General features: G+C 59.6%; 19 protein-coding genes, 1 other RNA gene and 1 riboswitch. Of the genes, 5 read left to right on the top strand and 15 right to left on the bottom strand.

Annotation, left to right across the window (positions count from 1 at the left end; translation table 11 throughout):
• Positions 1 to 42 precede the first annotated feature (42 nt).
• Positions 43 to 2,610: an S-layer homology domain-containing protein gene (locus H9Q75_RS09500; protein ID WP_186566470.1), complete on the top strand. Its 2,568-nt coding sequence runs from the start codon at positions 43 to 45 to the stop codon at positions 2,608 to 2,610.
• Between the two features lie 69 nt (positions 2,611 to 2,679).
• On the opposite strand, the gene H9Q75_RS09495 is transcribed toward H9Q75_RS09500, so the two are convergent.
• The 6 genes from H9Q75_RS09495 to H9Q75_RS09470 form a co-directional block, all read right to left on the bottom strand.
• Positions 2,680 to 3,069, bottom strand: coding sequence for a hypothetical protein (locus H9Q75_RS09495; protein ID WP_186566468.1), 390 nt, complete (start codon positions 3,067 to 3,069; stop codon positions 2,680 to 2,682).
• A 139-nt stretch (positions 3,070 to 3,208) separates the two neighbouring features.
• Entirely contained in the window at positions 3,209 to 4,036 is an 828-nt protein-coding gene (locus tag H9Q75_RS09490) for a hypothetical protein (RefSeq protein ID WP_186566466.1), read from the bottom strand.
• A 19-nt stretch (positions 4,037 to 4,055) separates the two neighbouring features.
• On the bottom strand, positions 4,056 to 5,417 hold the full coding sequence (locus H9Q75_RS09485) for a hypothetical protein (protein WP_186566464.1): 1,362 nt from the start codon (positions 5,415 to 5,417) through the stop codon (positions 4,056 to 4,058).
• A complete protein-coding gene (locus tag H9Q75_RS09480; RefSeq protein WP_186566462.1) occupies positions 5,404 to 7,188 on the bottom strand; it encodes an ATP-binding protein in 1,785 nt (594 codons plus the stop codon). The genes H9Q75_RS09485 and H9Q75_RS09480 overlap by 14 nt, the downstream gene beginning before the upstream one ends.
• Positions 7,189 to 7,406: 218 nt before the next feature.
• Positions 7,407 to 8,120 carry a response regulator gene (locus H9Q75_RS09475; protein WP_186566460.1) on the bottom strand — a complete coding sequence of 238 codons (714 nt, stop codon included), beginning with the start codon at positions 8,118 to 8,120 and terminating at the stop codon, positions 7,407 to 7,409.
• A 24-nt stretch (positions 8,121 to 8,144) separates the two neighbouring features.
• Positions 8,145 to 8,681 carry an NUDIX hydrolase gene (locus H9Q75_RS09470; protein ID WP_186566458.1) on the bottom strand — a complete coding sequence of 179 codons (537 nt, stop codon included), beginning with the start codon at positions 8,679 to 8,681 and terminating at the stop codon, positions 8,145 to 8,147.
• A gap of 173 nt (positions 8,682 to 8,854) precedes the next feature.
• Between H9Q75_RS09470 and H9Q75_RS09465 the strand changes: the two genes are divergently transcribed.
• From H9Q75_RS09465 to ssrA, 4 genes are all read left to right on the top strand, one after another.
• Complete coding sequence (locus tag H9Q75_RS09465) at positions 8,855 to 9,349, top strand: adaptor protein MecA (protein WP_186566456.1); 495 nt, start codon at positions 8,855 to 8,857, stop codon at positions 9,347 to 9,349.
• 55 nt (positions 9,350 to 9,404) lie between these two features.
• On the top strand, positions 9,405 to 9,875 hold the full coding sequence (gene smpB / locus H9Q75_RS09460; RefSeq protein WP_186566454.1) for an SsrA-binding protein SmpB: 471 nt from the start codon (positions 9,405 to 9,407) through the stop codon (positions 9,873 to 9,875).
• 19 nt (positions 9,876 to 9,894) lie between these two features.
• On the top strand, positions 9,895 to 10,416 hold the full coding sequence (locus H9Q75_RS09455; protein WP_186566452.1) for a peptidylprolyl isomerase: 522 nt from the start codon (positions 9,895 to 9,897) through the stop codon (positions 10,414 to 10,416).
• Between the two features lie 220 nt (positions 10,417 to 10,636).
• Positions 10,637 to 10,982, top strand: a transfer-messenger RNA (tmRNA) gene (gene ssrA, locus H9Q75_RS09450).
• Between the two features lie 379 nt (positions 10,983 to 11,361).
• Here the strand turns inward: ssrA and ribH are convergent.
• From ribH to H9Q75_RS09405, 9 genes are all read right to left on the bottom strand, one after another.
• Positions 11,362 to 11,829, bottom strand: a complete 468-nt coding sequence (ribH, locus tag H9Q75_RS09445) for a 6,7-dimethyl-8-ribityllumazine synthase (RefSeq protein ID WP_186566450.1) — start codon at positions 11,827 to 11,829, stop codon at positions 11,362 to 11,364.
• Positions 11,830 to 11,870: 41 nt separating this feature from the next.
• The gene (locus tag H9Q75_RS09440; protein ID WP_186566448.1) at positions 11,871 to 13,070 is read right to left on the bottom strand and encodes a bifunctional 3,4-dihydroxy-2-butanone-4-phosphate synthase/GTP cyclohydrolase II; all 1,200 of its coding nucleotides are present in this window, start codon (positions 13,068 to 13,070) and stop codon (positions 11,871 to 11,873) included.
• A 12-nt stretch (positions 13,071 to 13,082) separates the two neighbouring features.
• Positions 13,083 to 13,730 carry a riboflavin synthase gene (locus H9Q75_RS09435; protein WP_186566446.1) on the bottom strand — a complete coding sequence of 216 codons (648 nt, stop codon included), beginning with the start codon at positions 13,728 to 13,730 and terminating at the stop codon, positions 13,083 to 13,085.
• Positions 13,711 to 14,817 carry a bifunctional diaminohydroxyphosphoribosylaminopyrimidine deaminase/5-amino-6-(5-phosphoribosylamino)uracil reductase RibD gene (ribD, locus tag H9Q75_RS09430; protein ID WP_186566444.1) on the bottom strand — a complete coding sequence of 369 codons (1,107 nt, stop codon included), beginning with the start codon at positions 14,815 to 14,817 and terminating at the stop codon, positions 13,711 to 13,713. The genes H9Q75_RS09435 and ribD overlap by 20 nt, the downstream gene beginning before the upstream one ends.
• 153 nt (positions 14,818 to 14,970) lie before the next feature.
• A riboswitch (FMN riboswitch) is annotated at positions 14,971 to 15,085 on the bottom strand.
• 220 nt (positions 15,086 to 15,305) lie between these two features.
• Positions 15,306 to 15,908 carry a TetR/AcrR family transcriptional regulator gene (locus H9Q75_RS09425; RefSeq protein ID WP_186566442.1) on the bottom strand — a complete coding sequence of 201 codons (603 nt, stop codon included), beginning with the start codon at positions 15,906 to 15,908 and terminating at the stop codon, positions 15,306 to 15,308.
• Positions 15,909 to 16,049: 141 nt separating this feature from the next.
• A complete protein-coding gene (locus H9Q75_RS09420; RefSeq protein WP_186566440.1) occupies positions 16,050 to 17,465 on the bottom strand; it encodes an MFS transporter in 1,416 nt (471 codons plus the stop codon).
• A gap of 33 nt (positions 17,466 to 17,498) precedes the next feature.
• On the bottom strand, positions 17,499 to 18,734 hold the full coding sequence (locus tag H9Q75_RS09415) for a CoA transferase (protein ID WP_186566438.1): 1,236 nt from the start codon (positions 18,732 to 18,734) through the stop codon (positions 17,499 to 17,501).
• 79 nt (positions 18,735 to 18,813) lie between these two features.
• Complete coding sequence (locus H9Q75_RS09410; protein ID WP_186566436.1) at positions 18,814 to 19,758, bottom strand: beta-keto acid cleavage family enzyme; 945 nt, start codon at positions 19,756 to 19,758, stop codon at positions 18,814 to 18,816.
• A gap of 135 nt (positions 19,759 to 19,893) precedes the next feature.
• The gene (locus H9Q75_RS09405) at positions 19,894 to 21,357 is read right to left on the bottom strand and encodes an MFS transporter (protein ID WP_186566434.1); all 1,464 of its coding nucleotides are present in this window, start codon (positions 21,355 to 21,357) and stop codon (positions 19,894 to 19,896) included.
• Between the last annotated feature and the right edge of the window lie 123 nt (positions 21,358 to 21,480).

Below are 21,480 nucleotides of genomic sequence, written 5' to 3'. Positions count from 1 at the left end.
AAACAGCGCCCCAGCTCAAATTTTAAAAGGAGGAATATCCAAATGAGAAACCTCAAGCGCGCTCTCAGTCTGGTCCTGGCCGCCGCCATGCTCATCGGCATGATGGTCGTCTCCGCCAGCGCTGCGGGCAAGGATTTCGGCGATCAGGCCGAGATCAAGAACACTGAGGCCGTTGCGGTGATGTCCGCTCTCAAGGTGCTCGAAGGCACCAACAAGGGCGACTTTAATCCCACCGGCATCCTGACCCGTGAGCAGGCCGCCAAGATCATCTGCTATATGATGATGGGCCCGGCCAACGCCGAGAAGCTGAGCAACAACAGCTCCATCTTCTCCGACGTGGCCGCCAACCGCTGGTCCGCTCCCTTCATCGCCTACTGTGCCAACCTGGGCATCCTGGCCGGCGCCGGTGACGGCACCTTCAATCCCGAGGGTGAGCTGACCGGCATCGCTTTCGGCAAGATGCTGCTGGTCGCTCTGGGCTATGACGCCAAGATCGAGGGCTACGTGGGCAAGGACTGGTCCACCAACATCGCTGTGGACATGGTCTCCGCCGGCATCGCCGTGGACGGCATCGTCCTCTCCGACCCCCTGAGCCGCGACAGCGCCGCCCAGATGGCTTTCCAGGCTCTGACCGCCAACATGGTCCGCTATTCCAACAAGGGCACTGAGGTCACCACCTCTGACGGCACCTCTATCGTGATCGGCGCCTCTGACGCCGCCGCCGTCACCATCGCCAGCGAGGGCGCTTCCAACTACGCCGGCGCCGGCGCCACTGACGGCAGCCTGGGCTATCAGCAGTTCTGCGAGAAGTACTTCCCCAAGCTGCACAAGGGCGCCGGCGTCCCGGATGACTTCACCCGCGCTGCTGCCTATGCCTGGTACCTGGACAAGAACAGCAACAACTCCTATGATGCAGCGACTGACGAGCTGGTATTCAACGCCGCCAAGACCCCCGTCGTCACCTACACCGCCTTTACCCTGCCCGCTGCCATCGTGAAGGACCTGAAGGGCTACACCTTCAACGTCACCAAGCTGGCGGACGCCACCACTCAGATCGGTGCTACTACCACTGCTATCGGCGACCTGTCCTTCTCCAGCTCCACCGACGTGATTGCCACTAAGCTGTCCACCCTGACCGCCAACGGCAAGGTTGTGGAGATCTATGTGGACAACACCGGCGCGGTCACGGATGTAAACGTCATTGGCTACAAGGTAGAGACCATTGACAACATCACCACCGCCACCAACGGCGACAAGACCTATGCTTTCAGCTCCACCGCGGACAAGATCGACTACGCCGATGACTCCGTGAATACCGACACCGTCATGCTCCACGGCGACTTCGCCAAGGGCGACGTGGTCACCACGTACCAGGGCGCCAGCTACCTGCATGTGTACCCCACCACCGTGGTGGAGGGCGCTCAGTCCGCCTATAACAACACCTACAAAACCATCACCGTAGGCGGCACCGTCTACACTGTGGCCACTGGCGTTAATGACGGCACTGACGCTGTCGCTGTCGCTGACTTCTCCAACAGCGCCACCGCCGCCAAGTATTTCTTCGATCAGTATGGCTATGTGGTGAAGACCACCGCCATCAACAACACCTATACCAACTTCGCCCAGTTGAAGGGCAACTACGTCTCCACCGTGACCACCACTGTGGACGGCTCTACCCCCGCTGTTCAGGCCCGCTTCGTACTGGCTGACGGCACCGTGTCCGTGTACGACCTGGCCATGGACTACAACTCCTCCACCAAGGAGTACAAGATCGCCGGCACTAAGGTCTTTGACGCCGATGACACAAGCTTGGATTCAAAGGACGAAATGGACGCCGTCCTCGCCACTCTGCTGGCTGACGGCAAGGTCTTCGGCTACGAGGTGAAGGACAACAAGATCACTCTGCAGGCCGTGGATACCTCTGTAGCGGCTGACACCCTGTATCAGGGCACTACCACCAGCATCGTGACGGGGTCTACCGTTGCTACGGTCGCCTCTCAGAACACCCTGCTGGACAAGAACACCGTTTACGTCCTGTATGACGCCACCAAGGGCACTGCCGTGACATACACCGGCGCTCTGCCCGCCGGTGCTACACTGGATACCGCCGGTACCACCGTCGTGGCTCTGGGCTCGTCCTCTACTCTGGGCACTGCCAAGGTCGTCTTTGGCTTCGCCGCTGACCTGAGCGCCGTGGCCTCCAACGACTTTGCCTACATCAACTCCAGCGTTTACACCACTGAGCTGAAGGCCGATGGCAACACCTACCGTGTGTACGAAGGTTACAAGGCCGACGGCACCAAGGTCACCCTGTATGGCGACAACAGCGGCAGCATTGTTACCACCGGTGGCGTGTACACCTGGGACAATGAAATGAATGTGACCGGTGCTTACACCGTTGCTTCCTGCGTCAAGGCTGCAGCCACCTACACTGTGGTGGGCGACCAGATGATGGACAGCTCTAGCAACGTGTACAACATGGAGAACGCCCAGGTCGTCTATGTTGACTCTACCAAGACCACTGTGAACGGCAACTCCTGCGTGGTCGTGCTTGAGGTTGTGAATGGCTCCGCCACCAACAACGCCGTTGTGATCTACGTGGTCGGCTAATCCCTGACTGCAAATCGCACTGACAAAGCAAAAAGAGAAGCTCCCTCCGGGGAGCTTCTCTTTTCCTCATTATTGAAAGATCAGGTAATAGCTGGTGTGCCCGCTTCCGTTCACCAGGGCGTGGTTCAGCCGCAGGAGGTTCCCCTCCAGCGCGGCCCTCGGGGAAAAAGTCACGGAGTCGTTGGAGATGCCCACGCCGAACGCCTGGGTCAGAATGGTCACCGCGTCCCCGCTGCCGCTGGTGAGCGGGTAGTGGGTACACAGGATCACCGCCCTGGGGGTGCAGCCCAGCGCAATCGTACGCTCCGATGTTCCGTCTCCCACGTAGCTGCCCACCTCCACGCTGAGTTTCCCCAGCGCCGCATCAATCTTCACAAAATCCTCATTGAAGTCCGTCCGTAAAAAGTCGTCCCCCGCCTCCCACTGGTGCAATTGATAGTTGTTCGTATAACCCGCCATAAATATAACCTCCTTTTATCAGAGGCCCCCCACCCGCCTTTTGTTGCACGCGCACAGAAAGCGGGCCTTTTCCATGCCCGCCGGCATGGAAAAGGCCCGCTTTGTTCCCTTTCACCCTTCAAATCTTTCCCGCAGCCCCCTATCCCGCCTGGGTCAGCGCACCGGTCAGCGCGTCCAGGTAATAGGAGCCCGTGTCGGTTGTGATATACCACACCGGCGTCAGCTGTACCACCGGCCGCGCGGCGCTGACGCTGGAGAGATACCCCGCCGTCATCGCGTCGATGCGGCTGCACACATATCCTGACTCGTTCATACCGGCCAGAAACCGCACCAGTACCGTCAGGGTATCCAGACTCTTTCCCTGGGCCGGCACTGCGGCGCCCTCCAGGTACTCTCCCTCAATGCGGCGCAACGTACCGTCGCGGTAGGTCAGGATCACCTGGCAGGAGAACAGCGGGACCTCCTCCCAGTTCTGCCGGTAAATCAGCAGAGTGTCCTCCCCCTCGCTCCGCGTCTCCACCAGTACGGCCTGCAGGCCCATCTGCTCCAGGCAGGCCGCCCCCGCCCGGGCAGGCGTGTCTCCCTCCGGGGCCAGCGCCTGGTCGTTGAGCTCAAAGCTGAACCTGCCGTCGCTGGAGAAGGAGGCGCTCCCGCCTGTGCCGGTGTAGACCACCCGCACGCTTCCTCCCGTATCCTCCCGTTCCACGGGCCCCAGGAGCGCCTGGGCCATGCTCTGCTCCCGCTCCCGGCTGCGGGTCACGGTGAGCGGCGTCAGCTCCATATCCGTCGGGACCTTCTCCGGCAGAAACTGGATCCCACTGCGCTCCAGAGCAGAGAGCACACCGGCGCGCGCCTCCTCCTGATAGCGTGCGCTCTTGCTCTCCCGCACTGCCACCAGGGCCAGCAGAAACACATTCAGGCCGACCAGGATCAGGATAATGATGTTTTTGATTTTCGACCACTCCATGCCGGCCCTCCTTTCTGTTTTACTGCGCCACCCAGCCGGCCTGAGCGAGATCGCCGATCTCCTCGTAGCAGAGGATCAGCTCCCGCCCCTCCCGGTCCAGGGCGGACAGGGCGGCGGCGGCCAGCTGTTCCCGCAGCACCAGGGTGGTCTCCCCTGTGGCCTCGTACGTGCGGAACCGGATGGTGTAGTCGGTGATCTGTCCGCCGCGCACGGTAAACTCCGCCGCGGGCAGGTCCCCGCTTAAGCGGACCATGGCTCCCTCCAGGCTGTAGCCGAAGCGCACTGTCTGCGTGCCGTCCTCCCCGTACTCCAGCTCCGTCAGATAGAGGCGGGCGCTCCCCGCCCAGCTGCCCGCAGCCGCAGCCAGCTCTCGGGCGGCCTCAATCACCTGCGCGTCCGTGGCGCTCTGACCGTCCTCCGCCACCATATAGCGGGAGGCGTCCTGCTCCGGGGCGTGATAGGTCACCGTACCGTCGCTGGCAATGGTCAGGGTCTCACGCCCCTCCCGGACGGTAATACCTCCCTGTACGGGATAAACCGCACTGCTGCTCTGCGGCCGGAACGAGAGGGCATTCTGCAGCGCCTCCAGCTGCGCGCCGGCCACACCGGCCAGGGGGTTGGAAATCCGATAAGCCCCGGGCGTGGGAGGGGCGGAAAAAATCAGCACATAGGGGTCCAGCTCCGCATAGCTCTGCTCCGCGCCGTATTCAAAAGCGAAAAAGGCCCCATTTCCCCCGTAGCCCGCCAACATCTCCTCCATATGTCCGGAGTAGATCACCGCTGTCCCACAGGCATAGTACAGGCCGGTCTCCTCATTACTATAGTACAGGACCACCGCGTCTGTGCTGTCCCGGGCCAGCAGCACCCGTCGGGCCGTCCCGCTCAGATTGGGGTTGCTGGCGCCCTCGCCCAGCCAGGCGTAAAGGGCGTCCAGGGGAATCTGCCCCAAAAAGTCAAAATATACCCCCGGCGTCTGCAGCGCCCGCCGCCAGACAGCCTCATCCACCTGCTCAGGGGACTTGGCGCTGGCCAATCCCTCGCCCAGCAGACCGCCCACCGCGTCAAAAAGCCGGTCCGTCTGGGCAGTGTCGTACTGCACGGCGAAGCGCTCCTCACCATTGCAGATGGCAATGCGCACCGCCTGGGCCGCCATGGCGGGCCTGCCGTCTCCCGGTGCCTCGACCGGAACGGCCTCGCCGCGGCTGCGGAAAAAGGAAATCAGGCTCCCCATCCAGCCGCTGGGCGTGCCGCCGGAGAGCTCATGGACCATGCCGCTGCGCCCCGCCAGATAGACCGCGGAGAACACCAGCAGCACAATCAGCAGGTTCTTCCCCCACTCCACGGTGTTGGGGCGGCGCCTTCGCTCTTTACGGGTGTCCATGGCTCGGTCCCTCCACCAGCAGAGTCAGACGCACCGTCAGGCCCGGTCCCGGCCGGTCCACCAGCTCCAGCGTGCCCTCATGTCGGTCCATTATCTCCTTGGCGATGGACAGTCCCAGCCCTGTGCCGCCGGACTCCCGGGATCGGGCCTTGTCCACCCGGTAAAAGCGCTCAAAAATGCGGCCCCGATCCTCGGCGGGGATGCCAATGCCGTTGTCGGTTACTTCCATCCACACCTTGGGGCCGATACGCCCGGCTGAAATCTGAATCAGCCCCCCGTCCGGGGTGTATTTGATGGCGTTGGACACCACGTTCATCATCACCTGAAGAATACGCTCCCGGTCGCCCACCACCTCGGGCAGGCCCCGCTCCAGGTCCAACCGCACCGTGTGCCCGTGGCGCTGGGCGTCCATCAGAATGGCCCGGTACACATCCCGCACCGCCCCTTCAAAGGGGAAAGGGGCCAGCTTGAGCTCCGTCCGGCCGGAATCAAATCGGGAGAGGGTCAGCAGGTCCTGTACAATGTGGGTCATCCGGTCGGACTCGTTGAGAATGACGCCCAGAAAATTCTGTTCCGTCTCGGCGGGGAGGTTTCCCGCACTGTCCACCAGCGTCTCCGCATAGGAGCGGATATTGGTCAGAGGGGTGCGCAGCTCGTGGGATACGTTGGCCACAAACTCCCGTCGCATCTCCTCGGTCTTGCGCTGCTCGGTCACATCATGGATCACCACCAGCACGCCGCCCAGCCGCTCCTGGTCAAAGGGGGTGAGCAGCAGCTCCAGGCTGCGACCGTCCACGTCCCGGGTACCGTCCAGATAGCCGGGCTGTTCCACCGCCAGTACCCCCTGGAGGGGGGCGATGTCGGAGAACAGGGTGTCATAATTCTCTGTCCCACCGATGGGAATGGCCCGGCCCAGCAGGTCCTCGGCGGCGGGGTTGGACTGGATGACCGCCCCGTCCCGGGAGAAGGCCACCACGCCGTCGGTCATGTGGAGGAAGAGGGTCCCCAGCTTGTTGCGTTCATTTTCCACCTCCTCCAGGGTCTCCTTCAGCTGACGTGCCATCTCGTTGAAGGTGCCCGTGAGCACGCCGATCTCGTCCCGGGAGGCCACCTCGATCTTGTGTGAAAAGTCCCCGTCCGCCACCCGCTCCGCGCCCTCGGTCAGGCGCTCAATAGGGGTGATCATGGTCTTGGACAGCAGGAAGGAGAGGAGCACGGAGATAATCAGGCCAAAGACCAGCGCCTCCATAATGAGCTTAAAGAGCTCGCTGTTCAGGCTCTTGACTGTGGAACGGTTGTCCAGCACGTAGACAATGTAGCTTCCGTCCCCTCTGGCGATGGGGACCGCCACATCCATGTAGTCCACCGCGGGGTCACTCTCGTCTCCCGTCTCCCCGTTGAGGGCCAGGGAGAGATTGCGGGTCAGGGTTACCTGTCCGCCCGCCTGTTCCTCGTCCGAATAGGCCAGGCAGCTGGCGTCGCCGCCGTCCAGCACATAGTACCGGCGGCTGCGGTTGTCCACGCCCAGGGTGCCGTTGTAGCTCTCCAGAATATGGGCAATGCTCTGCGCGCCGCTCTCCTCGCCCTCTACCGGCGTTTTCAGGTCGCCGATGAAGTCCTCGTCCCCAAAGGCCAGGGCCATCTGCGTATAGAAATCCTGGGTATAGTAGTTGACCACGGAGTTGATCAAAAAGGCCCCTACCACCGTCATCAGTGAGACGATAAGCAGCACCATGATCAAAACCAGTTTCATATGCAGGCTGCGAAACATCCATGGTCACCTTCTTTCCTTGTTTGTTCTGTCCCCCTGAGGGGGCGGGGCGCCGCTGCCGCGGGGGCCAGGGGTCGAATTGTCCGGTGGACACTTCGATAAAGAGAAGCAAATGGTTGTTTTCTCCCGGCTTTTGCAACCCAAAAGCCGGGCCTCCCGCGGGAGCGCAACCCCCGTCCTCGGCAGGAGACACCCTCCGGAAAGCGCCCCAGCCCCGCTCAGGCGTTGAACAGATACCCCAGCCCCCGCCGCGTCACGATAAACTGCGGCGCGGCCGGGTCGTCCTCCACTTTTTCCCGCAGCCGACGCACCGCCACGTCCACGGCGCGCACGTCGCCCACATAGCCCTCATAATTCCACACGTGCTCCATCAGCGCCTCCCGGGAGAACACCTTTCCCGGCTGGGCAGCCAGGAATTTCAGCAGCTCGTATTCCCGCTGGGTCAGCTCCAGCGTGCGGTTGTCCTTGTAGGCCACCATCAGCTCCGGGTCAATCGCGATGCGGCCCAGCTGCATGCGCTTCCCGCCGCCGGCGGGTGCGGCGGCGTTTTCAAGGGCTCTTGGCATCTCATTGCGCCGGATGTTGGCCTTGACCCGCGCCAGCAGCTCCCGCATGGAAAAGGGCTTGGTGATATAGTCGTCCGCCCCCAGCTCCAGGCCCAGCACCTTGTCGGTCTCCTCCTCGCGGGCGGTGAGCATAATCACAGGCGTGCCGTGCCCCCGCTCCCGCAGGGAACGGCATACATCGAAGCCGTTCATCCGCGGCAGCATCAGGTCCAGCAAAATCAGGTCCGGATCCTGCTCCAGCGCCAGCTGCAGCCCGGCCTCACCGTCGTACGCCTCCAGGGTCTCATAGCCCTCTTTCACCAGGTTAAAGCTCAGGATATCCACGATGTTCTTCTCGTCCTCGACGATCAGAATCCGCTTGCCCATGCTCCCACTCCTTTTTGTTCGGTGTTACAGCCCCAGATATTCCTTGGTTTTCAGCACCAGCGCCACGGTCTTGGCGTCACAGATCGCCCCGGACATAACCTGCCCCAGGAGGTCCTCAAAGGGCACCCGGTCGCCCTCCAGAAATTCATCCTCGTCCGGGTGGCAGGCCCCCTGCCGCAGGTCCCGGGCCAAGTACATATGGAGCACCTCATTGGAGATGCCCGGAGAGACGTAGAGGCAGCCCAGGTCGATCAGCTCGCCGGGAATAACCCCCACTTCCTCCTGCAACTCCCGCAGGGCGGCCAGGCGTGGTTCCTCGCCCCTGTCCAGCTTGCCGGCGGGCAGCTCTGTAACCACCTTCTGAAAGGGATAGCGGAACTGCCGCACCACGTCCACAGTGCCGTCCCTGTGCAGCGGCAAAACAGCCACGCCGCCGGGGTGCTCCACCACCTCCCGGCCCACAATGCGTCCGTTGGGCAGCTGCGCCCGGTCCTGGCGTACGGTCACAACCACGCCCTCAAACACCACCTGGCGCTCCACCGTCTTTTCCATCAGTTCCATAGCCAGCCCCTCCGCCTCAAGAAAAATCTAAAATCAAAATTAGTATACCACACAATTCTCCGCTCCGCCACTCTTTTGCCAATCCCACCAATCATTACAGCTATCCAAGGCCCACCCGGCCGCGTATAATGGTCCCGACGGATATCAAACGCCTTGAAGGAGGTCTTTCCACCATGACGATCCAGCCTATCGGCAGCACCAGCGTCGCGCTGTACATTACCCCTGCCGACTTGAAAGAGAGGGGGCTTACCCCCTCTGGTCTTACTCTGGAGCGGGCGCTGGAGCTCACCCAGGACGCCTTTGCCCAGGCGGGTATCACGCTGGACGGCTCCATTGAGATCGAGGCCTACCCGGATGCCTGCGGCGTGCTGGTCTTTGCCCGTGTCAGCGCGCCGGAGCACATTTGGCTCTCCTTTGGCGATCTGGAGACTCTTTTGGATGCCGCACGCAGCCTGAGTGTCCCACGGCCGGACGCCGCCCTCTTCTGGTGGGAAGGGCGCTACTGGCTCTCCTTTCCCGCCGGAGCGGAGCAGGCGGCCAACCGCCTGTCCGAGTTTGGCCGCCTGGAGTCGCCCCGGCCCCACCAGGAGGCCCGCCTGGCGGAACACGGCCGCCTGCTTGTGGACCGCAATGCACTGGGCGTGCTGCTCTCCTTTTTTCCGGTCTGAACTATTGACAGCCATGGTATAATACATATCTAAGCACCTGCAGGGAGGTGAAGCCGTGGATGTCAAAGGGGTCAAGATCGTGGCCAAGAACAGCAAGGCCTATCACGATTATTTTGTGGAAGATAAATACGAGGCCGGCATTGAACTGGCGGGAACAGAGGTCAAATCCATCCGTCTTGGCAATGTGAATCTGAAGGACTCCTACTGTCTCATCAAGGACGGAGAGATGGCGGTTCACGGCATGCACATCAGTCCCTATGAGAAGGGCAATATTTTCAACAAAGACCCCCGCCGCCCCCGCCGTCTGCTGATGCACAAGCGGGAGATCCTGCGTCTTTTTGCCAAAGTCAAGCAGGACGGCTACGCCCTGGTCCCCCTGTCCATCTACTTCCGCGGTCCCCGGCTCAAGCTGGAGGTGGGCCTGTGCAAGGGTAAAAAGCTCTATGATAAGCGGGACGCGGCAGCGGCAAAGGATGCCAAGCGGGAAATCGACCGCGCGATGAAATCCCGCCGTGGCGGCAATTGAACAAAAAGGAGTGTGGAACATGGCTCAGAACCCCATTGTTACCTTTGAGATGGAAAACGGCGGCAGGATGGTCGCCGAGCTCTATCCCGAGGTGGCCCCCAACACGGTGAACAACTTCATCAGCCTGGTCAAAAGCGGCTTTTACAACGGCCTGATCTTCCACCGGGTCATTCCTGGCTTTATGATTCAGGGCGGCTGCCCCGACGGCACCGGCATGGGCGGCCCCGGCTACTCCATCAAAGGGGAGTTTGCCGGAAACCGTTTTCCCAACAATCTGAAGCATGACCGGGGCGTGCTCTCCATGGCCCGTGCCATGAATCCCAATTCCGCGGGCAGCCAGTTCTTCATCATGGTGGAGCAGGCGCCCCATCTGGATGGGCAGTACGCCTCCTTCGGCAAGGTGATCGAGGGGCTGGAGGTGGCGGACGCCATTGTCTCCGCCCGCCGGGACCGGATGGATAAACCCCTGGAGGATCAGCGCATGAAGTCTGTCACAGTGGAGACCTTCGGCGTGGATTATCCCGCCCCGGAGAAGTGCTAATCAACCGCTCAACGTAAAAAGCAGACATAGGTTCCGACTTTACGGCCTGTCCTCCAGCCGCCCCACATATGGGCAGGGCGGTTGGAGGCGGTCCATCCCCGTATCTCCCATCGAAGCCCAGCGCAAGCGGGTTCGATGGGAAGCGGAGGAGCAAGGGAATGGAATGCGGGATGCCCGCCTTTGGCGGGTGTCCTAAATGAAATGGACTTTGCGACGACACGGGGGCGTACTGGTTTCGACGGGGACGTAGAGGCGGGAATAGCGGGCGGATGCGCCTAACATCCTTAAAATGGGCACTTTATAAATTAAAGAACAACGATAACGTAGTTCTCGCCGCGGCTTAACGCGGCCGTCCTCCCCGGAAGGACCACGAGCCGGGGCAGGGCGTGACTGAGTGGTGCACGTGTGTGCGCAAAGCTTTGAGCGCACCATGAACAATGAAGCTACCAATCCCCTGAGTGTGACGGCTCACGCTGGGGTGCGGGAATGTAAATAACCGTCTGCGCCCGGAGAGGTTCCCGTTAAAGCGTTTTCGGACGGGGGTTCGACTCCCCCCGCCTCCACCACGTCGGAGCAAACGTCATATCGTTTGCTCCGACTTTTTTCAAAAGTCAGAGCGCACTCACACCGCTGCTCCTCCTCTCCAAACCGAACCCGTTACCGCCTAGCTTCGGTTTGGCGGCTATCCTACGGATGTTTTTGTCATTGGGAAATATCGATTTTAGCCGTCCCTTCCAACTTGAACAGGCCCCGCTTTTCGATAAAAATGTTCGAAAAGCGGGGCCTGTTTAGTCCATAACGCCTCTGGAGGCCCTTTGCCTTATTTTTCTCTATTGGCAGGCATGGTCACCCTCGCCAGACCCAACTGTCCGGCGGCCGCAGGTCTGCTGAACGGTCGGCACATAGATCCGTACACCGTCTAATCAGCGAGGAGATTCATCATTTTCAGCCCTCCATAGCGCGGATCAGATTCACCATCTCAATCGCACCCTCGGCGCAATCTGCGCCCTTGTTGCCGGCCTTGGTCCCCGCCCGCTCGATGGCCTGCTCAATGGTGTCGGTTGTGAGGACACCGAACATGACGGGAACATCACTGTTCAGGGCCACATTGGCGATTCCCTTGGACACCTCGCTGCACACATAGTCGTAGTGGCTGGTGCTGCCCCGTATGACCGCGCCCAGGGCGATCACTGCGTCATATTTGCCGCTTTTGGCCATCTTGGAGGCGATAAGCGGAATTTCGAAGGCGCCCGGCACCCAGGCAACGGAAATATCGTCCTCTTTTACGTTGTGCCGCAGCAGCATATCTCGGCAGCCGCTCAGCAGTTTGGCCACAATGAATTCGTTGAACCGGGCGCACACGACGCCCACCTTAATCCCCTCAGATACCAGCTTACCCTCATAGATTTTCATCGCATAGTTCCTCCTGATATGATCTGAATATGATCTGAACTTTAATAGCTGAGAATGTGTCCCATGCGCCGCTGCTTGGTCCGCAGATAGAACAGGTCCTCCTCTGTAGCTTCCACCTGGATGGGGACCCGTTCCACAATCTCCATGCCGTAATCAGCCAGTTGGTAGACCTTGTCCGGGTTGTTGGTCAGCAGGCGCAGGGTTTTGGCGCCCAGGTCCCGGAGAATTTGGGCCCCGATGAAGTACTCTCGCAGGTCTCCGGCAAAGCCCAGGGCAAGATTGGCCTCTATCGTATCCATGCCCTCGTCCTGGAGTGCGTAAGCCTTGAGCTTATTCAGCAGCCCGATGCCGCGCCCCTCCTGGCGCATGTACAGCAGGATGCCACGGCCCTCGGCCTCGATCTGGCTCATGGCTGCCGCCAGCTGCTCGCCGCAGTCACAGCGGCGGGAGCCGAAGCAGTCGCCGGTCAGGCACTCGGAGTGGACCCGGCAGAGGAGCTCGGCACCATCCCCAATACTGCCCTTCACCAGTGCCACATGATGCTCGCCGTTTAGCTTATTGCGGTAGCCGTAGGCGGTAAAATCCCCATATTTTGTGGGCAAACGGGTTACCGCCACCTGCTCCACCAGCTTCTCATGGCGCTTGCGATAGGCCTGCAGGTCCTGAATCGTGATAAATTTCAGCCCCCACGCCACAGCCTTTTTCTGCAGCTCCCTGGCCCGCATCATGGTGCCGTCCTCCCGCATAATCTCGCAGCAAAGCCCGCACTCCTTCAGCCCCGCCAGGCGGCAGAGGTCCACGGTGGCCTCGGTATGCCCCTCCCGCTCCAACACGCCGTTTGGCTTTGCCAGCAGAGGGAACATATGGCCGGGCCGGCGAAAATCCTCGGGCTTTGCGTCCTCCTCCACACATCTCATGGCGGTGACGGAGCGTTCGGCGGCGGAGATGCCTGTGGCGGTCTCCACATGGTCAATGGAAACCGTAAAGGCTGTTTCGTGGTTATCCGTGCTGTTGGGGACCATTTGGGGGAGCTGGAGCCTGCGGATATACGCGGCCGACATGGGCATACAGATCAGGCCCTTGGCGTGGGTGGCCATAAAATTTACGTTTTCCGTTGTGGCAAACTGGGCGGCGCAGATGAGGTCGCCCTCATTCTCCCGGTCCGGGGCATCGGTGCAGAGAATCATGCGCCCCTGCCGCAGTTCCTCTAAGGCCTCTTCGATGGTACTGTACTGAAACATAGTTCTTCCTCCTTAAAATCCGTTCCCGGCCAGAAATTCCAGGGTAATGCCGCCAGCCGGTCCAGTTCCCTGCTTTGGACGCAGTAGCTTTTCCACATATTTTCCGATGACGTCTGTCTCCAGATTGACCACATCGCCGGGGCGTTTTCCACCCAAAATCGTCACTCCCGCCGTGTGGGGGATCAGCGACACGGAGAAGTCCGTCTCCGTGACGGCAGCTATGGTCAGGCTGACGCCATCTATGGCAACAGAGCCCTTCTCCACCATGTACTGTAGCAGGGTTGGAACGGCCTCCACTGTGTACCACACTGCACTGCCATCCTGTCGTCTGGCGGTAATGCGGCCCGTCCCGTCAATGTGGCCGGAGACAATGTGCCCGCCGAATCGCCCATCCGCCGCCATGGCCCGCTCCAGATTCACTCGGCTTCCGGGGACTAGGCGCCCAAGGGAGGAGCGATTCAGCGTCTCGTGCATCACATCGGCGGTAAAGCCCCCGGCGTCTTTTCCTGTGGCTGTCAGGCATACGCCGTTTACAGCCACGCTGTCACCAATCCTCAGATCGGACAAAACCAGGCTGGCACCAATGGATAATACCGAAGCGCAGGCGCTCCGCCGGACCGCCCGTATGATGCCGATCTCCTCAGTGATCCCCGTAAACATCTGTGTCCACCTCACTTTCCAGCAAAAAATCTTCTCCGATCCGGGTGATTGTGGTGTTCTTCAGCCGGACCGCCTGCTCCGGTGTCTCCACCCCCAGGCCGCCTACCGGCGATTTTGCCGCCGCGCCGCCGAAGATCGATGGGGCGATGTAAGCCTGCACCCGCTGGACAATGCCGCTCTCCAGGGCCGCCCAGTTCAATGTGCCGCCGCCCTCCAGAAGGACGCTGTCGACGCCTTCCCGCCCCAACCGTTTCATGAGAGCGGGCAGATCTACCCGTCCGTCCCTTCCGGGCAGAGTCCACACCCGGCAGCCGGCGGCCTCATAGGCTGCTCTCCGCTCTCTGCTGCCGCAGGCCGTGGCCAGGATCGTCGGCACATCGCCCGCAGTCCGGACGATCCGGCTGTCCAGCGGCGTCCGCAGTCCGGAGTCGCAGATGACACGGATCGGGTTCTTTCCGCCCTCCATGCGGCAGGTCAGCAACGGATCATCCGTCAGCACAGTGCCGATGCCCGCCATAATGGCCGTGTACCGATGGCGGTCCTCGTGAACACGCCTCCTCGCCGCCCCGCCGGTGATCCACTGGGACGCCCCGGTGCCGGTGGCGATCTTGCCGTCCATGGTCATGGCATACTTCATTACCACATAGGGCCGCCCGGTCTGGATGAAGTGGAAAAACACCCGGTTCAGGGCCAAACATTCCTCCTTGAGAACAACGGTCTCCACCTGCACACCGCGGGCCCGGAGAATTGCCAGCCCCCTCCCGGCCACCAGGGGATTCGGGTCGCCGGCCCCCACCACCACCCGGGTGATTCCGGCCTCCAGGATAGCGTCAGTGCAGGGCGGCTGCTTTCCCTGGTGGCAGCAGGGCTCCAAAGTGACGTACAGCGCAGCCCCTGCCGGGGACTCTGTGCAGCTGGCCAGAGCGCAGCGCTCCGCGTGGAGCGAACCGTACCGCTTATGATACCCCTGGCCAATGATCCGTCCGTCTTTGACAATCACCGCGCCCACAATTGGGTTGGGGCTGGTCCATCCAAGGCCGTTTTGGGCCAAGGTCAGGGCAAAGCGCATATATTCCTGGTCGTTCATATTCACCTCCGAAAAACAAAAGATGCCTTGAACGGTTCGTTCAAGGCATCATGAAACGGCGAGGCGGCCCGCGCCCACGGAAGCAAAAAACTCTGGAATGATACGCCATTCCAGAGCAATTCCATGCGCGCAGAGACAATTACTCCTGCGGCACACGATCTTCTTTCATCCAGACTATACTGTCGGCCTCGGAATTTCACCGAATCATGCCTTTCGGCTCGTGGGCTATACCACCGGTGGGGAATTGCACCCCGCCCTGAAGACCTTGTTCAATTAAGCGCATTATAGGCTCATACGCCGCGCCTGTCAAGTCTTTTCCAATCAACTGCATGGCCTTAAGCGGACCCCGGATCTGGCACAGTTGGCAAAACGTCCTGTCTCTGATGCTCCATTCCCTTGATGTCGCAAATGGGACCCATCGCTTTGCGCCTCTGAAACCAGACAAAAGGGCCATGAAATCTGACGATTTCATGGCCCTTTATCTTGCTCTATTCCTCCAGAAAATTCAAAAAAGATCTGATGTTTTTGTACTGATACAGGTGCATGATAATTCCGGAAAACTGCTCCAGCGGCAGCGGCTCACCCTCTTTGAGCCATTTCATATATAATCCGCACACCCCCATGGCGTGGTAGGTCACAAAATAGTTGTGAAATAGCTCGGACTCAGTTGGCTCCTCATGGGCCAATTTGGCAAACAGATTGTCAAATTCACTGGCCAGGTACTCCACCAGCCACTCCGTTTTCCCAATGCGCTCCAACAGCAAAAAGAATTCTTTGTTTTTGGAGAGCACTCGCAGCCAGGTGACATGCGTATAGGTCTCGGTCAGCTGATGCTCCTGCTCCGCTCTTTCAATTTTGGTGTGGTAATAAAAGACAATGCGGTCAAATATCTCCCGCAGAAACTCATCTTTGTTGTGGTAATGGTTATAAAATACCGCCCGTGAAAAATCCGCTTTCTTACAGATCTGTCCCACGGTGATCGACTCGTAAGGGCGTGATTTCAGCAACTCAAACAGCGCCGTATATAGGCAGGACTTTGTCTGCAGAACCTGGTTGATCTCGTTCTCAATTGGAATCATGTCCGCACACATGCCGTGTCCCTCCCCACTTCGATATTACAAACCGATTCTTTAACTTAAAATTGACAGTACGAAAAGTGTAGGTAAAAACCTACACTTTTCGTGTCCATTCACTTTTTATGCAGCGGATGCGCCCCAAAGGCGTCCCTCCACTCACTCCGCCTTCGTATCCTGCCTTGGATCGTGTTTCGGATAAACCAGGAACAGGATAAAGGCGATGGCACACGGGATCAAAAGATACAGGCTCACCTTGGAGAAGGAGACCGCGAAATTGGGACCGGCCGCGGTCAGCCCAATGGTGGAAAGCAAGGGAATGAAAATCGCCGTCTCCAGCGGGCCGCTGAGGTCGCTGATCATACGGAAGGAGCCAGAGGCCACACCCCGCTCCTCGGGATGAACCTTATCCAGCGCGCTGGCCGTGGGCAGCGGCGTGTTGAAGCTGCCCGCAATCCCGAGCACTGCGCCGCCGACAAAAAGGACCACAGGGGAGGCCTCCGGTCCAGCAAAGGAGAAAATCACGCAGGCCACGGCAAAGAGGAGAACATGCACCAGGGCACAGAACTTCCAGTTGAGGACCTTCATCAGGCGGCTCGCCAGTGCAGCGGCCACAGTCATGAACACCATCGTGAAGGTGGTCCAGGAGCCGGACAGAGAAGAGGGCAGGCCGCGGCCGTACACCACATAGTAGGTGACCATGTACATGAACACGGTGACGATGCCGTTGATCATCAGGCTGTAAACGGCGGGGACCGAAAACTCCCGGGACTTCAGCAGGGAAAGCCGGATCAGCGGTTGCTCCACGCGCTTCTCAGTACTCAGGAATACAATCATAAACACCACGAACAGCGCAAGGGCCACGATGACCAGCGGGGAGGACCAGCCAAACTGGCTGCCCAGAGTGGGAGTGACCATCAGGCCACCGATGGAGATGCACAGACTGATGGTGCCGACCACGTCAAAGCGCTTGCGCTCCTGCGGGACCACAGGGATCTGCGGCAGCACGATGAACACGGCGATCAGAGCAACTGCAGCAATCACAATGCTGACATAGTAGACCCAACGATAGCCGGGTCCGTCGCAAAGGATGCCTGCAAACACGGGAGCCACGATGTTGCCGCCAGTTCCCACGGCGCCCAGCACAGCATAGGCTTTCGCAGCGCTGGCACCAGCGAAAAAGCGGCCGGCAAACGCCATACAGGCGGGGACAACACAGGCCACGGACAGGCCCTGCAGCAGCCGCGCGATCAGAATGATCGCAAAATTCTTTCCGGCGCCCAGGCCCACGACGCTGATCGTGAACAGGGCCAAGCCGATAATGGTGATCTTCTTCAGACCGATCAGGTCGCTGATACGTCCCATCAGGGGGGCAAGGATGGCCGCGCCCATCGTGTAGGTAACGCTCATCCAGGAGACGTACGCAGACGGAAGCCCCAGCTCAGCAGTGATGTGGGGGAAGGCCGTGGTGTTGGCCCCCAAGGACAGCATCATGGCAAACCAGCCAAACATCAACACGCCAAAAATAAACCAGGGTTTCTTGATCTGTGTATGGGCGGTGCTTGTATGTTCCATTTTAATCCTCCTTCGGCCTTCTCCGATAACCTCTTATTGTTTGGCCATGGTCTTATGAATCGAGCTGCCATAGGTGATGACCTTTTTCTCCTTCAGCATCGCAATCTCCTCCCCGGTATAGCCAATCTCCTCCAGGAGGTCTTCATTATCCATACCCAGTACCGGGGTGCCGCGCCAGATTTTGGAGGGATTGTTTGCAAAGCACGGAGTAGGCCGCACCCCTGTCATGCGCTCTCCCAGACAGGGGTCGTCCCATTCGATGAAGGTCCCTCTGGCTTTGAAATGGGGGTCCTCCACCATCTCGTCGTAATTCATGACCTTGCAGCACAGGACGCCCAGGGGCAGGGCCGCCTCCATAACCTCGCCGGAGGTGTGGGTATCGCAGTATTCCTTCATTCTCCTCTCCAGCTCCGCGCCCACCTCGGGCCTGGTGGAGAAGGGAGAGCCAGGCCCGGGGTCCTCTTGCTCCATGCCCACCATCTTGAGGGTCCCGTAGGTGGTCTTGCCCACCTGGCCGGACATCCAGAAGATGTACTTGCCGTCTCTGCAGCGATACACCCCTTCGCCCCAGGCGCGCTCGGTCCGGTTGCCCACCCGTTTGGGCTCCAGGCCCCGGTTCAGCCCAAGGGCAACCGCGTCTGCGGACACGCGGAGCATGCTCTCATACATGGCCACGTCCACGCTTTCGCCCTTTCCAGTTTGCTGGACCCGGTGCAGGGCGGCCAGGGCGCCAACAGCGCCGTGGAGAGAACTCATGTAGTCGGCGGTGTACAGCCGGGCCACCATTGGCATGTCCGGCAGTCCGTTGAGATTCATGTAGCCGGAAAACGCCTGTGCAATTGCGTCCAAGCAGGGCCGCCCGGTGTAACTGGGATCCCCGCTCTGTCCATATCCGGACACATGGACAATCACCATCTTGGGGTTGTAGGACCAGATCCACTCGTCCGTGATACCCATGTGCGCCAGGCTTCCGCCTTTGGCGTTTTCAACAAAAATATCGTTTTCCTTCAGCAGCCGGCTCAGGACCTCCTTGCCCTCGGGCTGGCGCAGGTCCAGCGCCATGCTCAGCTGATTGCGGTGCTCAGAGGAAAACCACTCGGTGACCGTGGTGCGGAGTCCGTCCGGGAAATCGGCCCGCTCAATGCTGGTCACAGTGGCGCCCATCTCCGCAAACAGGCCGCACATATAGGGGCCGGCGATGAAGTTCGCCGACGACAGGACCCGTACGCCCTGAAGCACTCCAAAGCTGGGAATATCTCTTGTTTTCATATGCCTCTGAATTCCTTTATCACTGAATTTTGAGGGCCGGTCCGCCTTCCTCCCGGCCGGCGGACCGGCCGGCCTTTGCTTAGCTGTACTGACGGGGCTCGCCCAGGCCCATCATCTCGCGTGCCTGCGCGGGGGTCGCCAGAGGACGGTCCATGTCGTTGGCCATGCGGACCAGCCGCTCCACCAGCTGCGCGTTGCTGGTGGCCATCTCGCCGCGCTTGTAGTAGATGTTGTCCTCCAGGCCGGTGCGGATATGGTGGCCCAGAATCATGGCGGCAGCGGCCATAGGAGTCTGGACGGCACCGATGCCCAGCACGCTCAGCAGGCTCTTCTCCGGCAGCAGCCGCTCGGCCAGCAGCAGTGTCTCCAGGCAGGGGGTGATGCCGGCGCCATTGAAGATCATCTGGACCCAGTAGGGATCCTTCAGGATGCCCTTCTGAATCATCCGGTTCAAGAACTGAATATCGCCCAGGTCAAAGCACTCAATTTCCGCTTTGGCTCCATATTTGTCCAGCAATGCCATATTTTCTTCGCAGTCACCCATAGTCTGGGCAAATACAACATTGGGCATAAAGTCATAGAGATTCCGGCAAATATCCAGGCTGGCCACCTCAGGGCGGGCCTCGGCAGAAACACGCCAGACGGGATCGGAGGCCTTTTCCATATAGAACATACGCGCCCCGACAAAGGTATTGTTGATGATAATGTCGGGGCAGGCCTCACGGATTCGGCGATTGACCTCAATGAAGGGGTCGGAGTCCATGCACATCTTGGAGGTGTCCTGCTTGTCGCGGGCGTGCACATGCACCAGGACAGCGCCGGCATTATAGGCGTCCTTCACGGCCTGCACCTGCTCGTCCACAGTCTCGGGCAGCACGGGGCACTTGGCCTTGGTGTGCATACCGCCGGTAATGGCGACGGAGAGAATCGCGGGAGCAAAACCGGACAGGCCATACTTGCCCATTTTTTCCGCGCGGTGCACGGTGTCGCGGACTTCGCCTACGTACCATTCTTTGTTAGCCATTATTTCAAATCTCCTTTACATACAGTTTTGGTTCCAATGTCTTGTTTGGTCCGTGTGGATGGTTTGGCTTTATTTTAAAAATTTTCAATAAAAAGTCAATATGTATAGAATATGGTAGACAAGTTTCGTTTTTTGTCATATGATCCGGTCCGCCTGCTGTCCTTCCTTCATTTGAGCCGCGACCGCGGCGCGGCGCTCCGCCAGCTCGGCACGGATCTTGGGCTGCTTCTTATCCAGGTCCCAGAGGAGCATCCAAAGGAAGAAGGCGCCGAGGAAGCACAGGGGCATCAGCACGGCACAGTTGAAGATACCGTGCTGCATCGCCACATCGGTGGCGGCCAAGGCCTTGTCGAATCCAATCATTTTTAGTGCAAAGCCGACCAAGGCGCTGGCCAAACCGGGGCCGGCCTTGGAGGCCATCAGGTAGCCGGACATGATAATGCCGTCGTTGCGCACGCCGAACTTCCACTCCGAGTACTCGATGCAGTCCATCATGCCGGGCGCCTGACAGGTGGTGTAGGAGGCAATGCCGCCGTTAAACAGAAACAGGCCTATGGTATAGACCAACACCGGGGCGTCCATGCCGGCGGCCAGACGCAGGCCCATGCCGGCAGCGGCGATGAGAATGCCGATGACCCCCATCTTCCGCTTACCCCATTTCACGGTGTAGCGCGGGACAATCAGCATGACCAGCATGGGGATGCCGAAGTTGGCGACCATGGTGATCATACTCAGGATGGCGCCAGCCTTTAGGACATAGTTGGTGTAGTACAAAGTGACGGTGGTATTGATGCCACTGATGAAGTAGTTGAACAGAGCGCATCCCGTAATGATGTACCAATACTTGTTTTTGAACAGCAGCTTCAGAGAATCGGAGATCTTGGGCTTGTCCACGCCGCCGTCCAGCTTGGCGACGGTGAACTTGCGCTCCTTGACCGTGATACCCACCAGGGTGAAGAGGGTGCAACAGATAACCATGATGATGCAGATGCTGATGGTATAGGGCATGCCGGAATCCTCGCCATAAAGGTTGCTCATGACACCGATCATCATGGGCACGGCAATGGCACCCACCAAGGCAAACATGTAAGAATACACCAAGCAGTTGCGGTTGATGAACACGCGCTCAGCACCGTCATTGGTGAGATGGGTCATCATGCCCTTGTAGGGGATGCCCACCAAGGTGACAGCCATATTCTCCAGAATGTAGAATACCCACATCCAGATGATTTTGCCGGTCATGCTGATCCCCGCAGGCATTGCAAAGAGCAGGATGATGGAAGCGCCAATGGTCCAACTGCCGAAGATAACGAATGGCCGGTAGGTACCGAAGCGGGTGTCGGCGCGGTCGGCCAGCAGGCCCATTACCGGATCGTTTAACGCATCAAAGATCCGAGCTACCAGAGTCATAGTGCCGGCAATGGCAGGATCAATCCCCATGATGGTGGTCGCATAGAACAGGAAATACATTGACATGAACAGGCTGACCACAGCCTGGACGCCATCCCCCAACGGATATACAAAGCGCTCGTATTTGGCCACCTTTACATCGGGCCCCACAACTCCGCGTCCATAACGGATCTCTTTCTCCCTTGTCATAGCATTGCACCCTTTACTTTAGAATTTGTAGTGGATGTTGTGAAAGACTTGAGCAGGATATATTACAATTTTCAGCGAAATCTGCCAAAAAGTAAACAGCCGCGCCCAATGATGGACACATTT

Source organism: Lawsonibacter celer, from assembly GCF_014281125.1.
GTDB classification, from domain to species: Bacteria; Bacillota; Clostridia; order Oscillospirales; family Oscillospiraceae; genus Lawsonibacter_B; species Lawsonibacter_B celer.
Note: the sequence above shows the minus strand (reverse complement) of the source record. Positions and strands in the feature narration are given on the sequence as shown.

What these genes read in the sequence shown, in the direction of transcription:
- H9Q75_RS09500 (WP_186566470.1), top strand. Translation starts at nt 43, where the DNA reads ATGAGAAACCTCAAGCGCGCTCTCAGTCTGGTCCTGGCCGCCGCCATG.
- H9Q75_RS09495 (WP_186566468.1), bottom strand. Translation starts at nt 3,069, where the DNA reads ATGGCGGGTTATACGAACAACTATCAATTGCACCAGTGGGAGGCGGGG.
- H9Q75_RS09490 (WP_186566466.1), bottom strand. Translation starts at nt 4,036, where the DNA reads ATGGAGTGGTCGAAAATCAAAAACATCATTATCCTGATCCTGGTCGGC.
- H9Q75_RS09485 (WP_186566464.1), bottom strand. Translation starts at nt 5,417, where the DNA reads ATGGACACCCGTAAAGAGCGAAGGCGCCGCCCCAACACCGTGGAGTGG.
- H9Q75_RS09480 (WP_186566462.1), bottom strand. Translation starts at nt 7,188, where the DNA reads ATGTTTCGCAGCCTGCATATGAAACTGGTTTTGATCATGGTGCTGCTT.
- H9Q75_RS09475 (WP_186566460.1), bottom strand. Translation starts at nt 8,120, where the DNA reads ATGGGCAAGCGGATTCTGATCGTCGAGGACGAGAAGAACATCGTGGAT.
- H9Q75_RS09470 (WP_186566458.1), bottom strand. Translation starts at nt 8,681, where the DNA reads ATGGAACTGATGGAAAAGACGGTGGAGCGCCAGGTGGTGTTTGAGGGC.
- H9Q75_RS09465 (WP_186566456.1), top strand. Translation starts at nt 8,855, where the DNA reads ATGACGATCCAGCCTATCGGCAGCACCAGCGTCGCGCTGTACATTACC.
- H9Q75_RS09455 (WP_186566452.1), top strand. Translation starts at nt 9,895, where the DNA reads ATGGCTCAGAACCCCATTGTTACCTTTGAGATGGAAAACGGCGGCAGG.
- ribH (WP_186566450.1), bottom strand. Translation starts at nt 11,829, where the DNA reads ATGAAAATCTATGAGGGTAAGCTGGTATCTGAGGGGATTAAGGTGGGC.
- H9Q75_RS09440 (WP_186566448.1), bottom strand. Translation starts at nt 13,070, where the DNA reads ATGTTTCAGTACAGTACCATCGAAGAGGCCTTAGAGGAACTGCGGCAG.
- H9Q75_RS09435 (WP_186566446.1), bottom strand. Translation starts at nt 13,730, where the DNA reads ATGTTTACGGGGATCACTGAGGAGATCGGCATCATACGGGCGGTCCGG.
- ribD (WP_186566444.1), bottom strand. Translation starts at nt 14,817, where the DNA reads ATGAACGACCAGGAATATATGCGCTTTGCCCTGACCTTGGCCCAAAAC.
- H9Q75_RS09425 (WP_186566442.1), bottom strand. Translation starts at nt 15,908, where the DNA reads ATGTGTGCGGACATGATTCCAATTGAGAACGAGATCAACCAGGTTCTG.
- H9Q75_RS09420 (WP_186566440.1), bottom strand. Translation starts at nt 17,465, where the DNA reads ATGGAACATACAAGCACCGCCCATACACAGATCAAGAAACCCTGGTTT.
- H9Q75_RS09415 (WP_186566438.1), bottom strand. Translation starts at nt 18,734, where the DNA reads ATGAAAACAAGAGATATTCCCAGCTTTGGAGTGCTTCAGGGCGTACGG.
- H9Q75_RS09410 (WP_186566436.1), bottom strand. Translation starts at nt 19,758, where the DNA reads ATGGCTAACAAAGAATGGTACGTAGGCGAAGTCCGCGACACCGTGCAC.
- H9Q75_RS09405 (WP_186566434.1), bottom strand. Translation starts at nt 21,357, where the DNA reads ATGACAAGGGAGAAAGAGATCCGTTATGGACGCGGAGTTGTGGGGCCC.